General features: G+C 71.8%; 2 protein-coding genes. Both read left to right on the forward strand.

Translation table 11 applies throughout. The annotated features are described in order from the left end of the window. Window positions 1-202 precede the first annotated feature (202 nt). Entirely contained in the window at window positions 203-1,777 is a 1,575-nt protein-coding gene (locus ACFU6K_RS37130; RefSeq protein ID WP_380670783.1) for a TIGR03086 family metal-binding protein, read from the forward strand. 170 nt (window positions 1,778-1,947) lie between these two features. Then, window positions 1,948-2,298, forward strand: coding sequence for a calmodulin (locus tag ACFU6K_RS37135; protein ID WP_380670785.1), 351 nt, complete (start codon window positions 1,948-1,950; stop codon window positions 2,296-2,298). Window positions 2,299-2,308 lie beyond the last annotated feature (10 nt).

Below are 2,308 nucleotides of genomic sequence, written 5' to 3' on the forward strand. Positions count from 1 at the left end.
ATGGTACTGCAGGGGGGACCCTGTGGGAGAGTAGGACGCCGCCGAACAATTCTTCAGAAGAACCCCCATCCGGGACCCGGATGGGGGTTCTTCGCATTTCCGGGCCGACTGCGGGGCGGGGGGCGACGGTGAACGCGTGCGGTGGGCGAGGGTTCCCGGCTTGGTTGACTCTCCCACCGTGGGAGAGCCGAGGGTGGGGCGCATGCACGTCGACGACAGGGTGCTGTGGAGCATCGGAGAGGTCGCGCGGAAGACCGGGCTGTCGGTGAAGCTCGTCCGGCACTGGTCCGACCTGGGGCTCGTGCCACCGGCCCGGCGCACGGCCGCCGGATACCGGGTCTACGACACGGAGTCCGTGGCCCGTCTGGAGCTGGCCCGGACGCTGCGGGACCTCGGGCTCGGCCTGCCGGCGATCCGCGAAGTCCTCGACCGGGAGCACACCTTGGCGGAGGTGGCCGCGGTCCACGTCGACGTGCTGGAGACGCGGATCCGCCTGCTGCGCGCGCAACAGGCGGTCCTGCGCTCCGCCGCCCGCCGCGAAACCACTGCCGAAGGACTCGCCTTCATGAACCGAACCGTCCGACTGTCCGCCGCCGAACGCCGGAAGACCATCCACGAGTTCGTGACCCGCACGCTCGCGGGCCTGGACGTGCCGACCTACCGCAGTGGCCTGCTGGCCACCACCCCGGAGCTGCCCGAGGACCCTACGGACGCGCAGGTCGACGCCTGGATCGAACTGGGCGAGCTGGTGGCCGATCCCGAACTGCAGGCCACGATGCGGCGCATGGCGCAGTACGCGGCCGAACACGCCCCTGGCGAGCACGACGACGCCACACTTCAGGAGGCACGGCGGGTCACCGACTACTGGACGGGGCGGGTGGACGAGGCCGTCCGGGAAGGGATCGCGCCGGACTCGCCCGCTGCGGAACCCGTCGTCGCGGCCGTCGTCGAGGAGTGGCTCCCCACCCAGGCGCGGACCGTCGACGGGGTCCGCACCGACGGCGCGCCGGCTCGGCGCCTGCTGCTCGAACAGCTCGGCGTCGTCTCCGCCCCGTGCGTCGAGCGGTACTGGCAGCTGCTGTGCGTCATCAACGGCCAACCGGCGCGGCCGAGTCTGGAGACGGCGGGCAACTGGCTGAAGACCGCCCTGCGCGCCAATCCCGAGCCCGGATCCCGCGCCGCCGAACTCGACGCGCTGTACGACTCCGGAGCCGAGGCCTGGGCGCCGGTGGGTCTGATCACCGCCTGCGAGCGAGTCCTCCAGGCGGTGGGCGACCTCGTCGGCGCCGTCGACCCGAGCCGTCTCGACGGGCCGACGCCGTGCGCCGACTGGGACGTTCGCGCCCTGCTCGGCCACCTGGTCTGGGAGAACCTGATGTGGGCCGGCCTGGCGGAGGGGCGGCCCCGGGCCGATGCGGCCGCGGATCATCTGGGCGGTGACCATGTCGCGGCGTTCCGGACCGCCGCGCAGGGGACGCTGACGGCCTTCCGCCGGCCCGGCATGCTCGACCGGCGGTACGGGCCGGCGCCGGGGCGGCGGCTAGTCGAGCAGCTGGTCATCGAAATGCTGGTCCACGGCTGGGACTTGGCCGAAGCCATCGGACGCCCGCGCGACCTGGTCCCGGACATCGCGACGGCGGCCATGCCCGTGGTGCGGGAGATCTACGCGGGCCTGCCGCGGACGGAAGGCGGCTCCTTCGCCCCGCCCCGGCCCGTGCCCCACGGCGCGACCGCCCTCGACCGCCTGGCCGCCCACCTCGGTCGCGCCGTCGCCTGAGCGGCGGCGGGAGCGGACACGGCCCCGCCCGCTCGTCGGGGGCCAGAGGTGGTTCAGGCGGTGAAAGGTTGGGATGGGCCTGGAATCCGTACCTGGTTGGGCGATTGAGCACGATCTTCGAAGGCCGATAGCGTCAGGAGCCCTCGACCCGACCCGCAAGGGAGTGCGCCATGGCGATCGTCCGCTTCGGCCTCGAAGCAGCCCCGAACGACGACGAGTTCATCTTCCGACTCGACGACGACGAGAAGATCAGGCAGGCCCGGGACATCCTCTCGGGAGCCGAGACCTCCGAGGTCCATGTCCAGGGACTGGTCGTCGCGGAAAAGGCGGACCACAACCCGGACTGGAACTTCCACCTGGACCCCGGCAGCGTGACGTTCTTCAAGGAGGCGGACGTGGACTGCGACGCCTCGGCGCACTACGTGGCGATGAACCTGGACGACGTCGGCGAGGAAGGCTTCCTGCCGGGACGTGTCTGGGCCCCCTCACGCTCGAAGATCACCCGGGAGCTTGAGGACTGAGGAGGGTCCC

This window comes from Kitasatospora sp. NPDC057512 (assembly GCF_042802135.1).
Classification (GTDB): Bacteria; Actinomycetota; Actinomycetes; order Streptomycetales; family Streptomycetaceae; genus Kitasatospora.

Bases quoted from the DNA above. Each gene is read 5' to 3' on its own strand.
- ACFU6K_RS37130 (WP_380670783.1), top strand. From the start codon at position 203: ATGCACGTCGACGACAGGGTGCTGTGGAGCATCGGAGAGGTCGCGCGG.
- ACFU6K_RS37135 (WP_380670785.1), top strand. From the start codon at position 1,948: ATGGCGATCGTCCGCTTCGGCCTCGAAGCAGCCCCGAACGACGACGAG.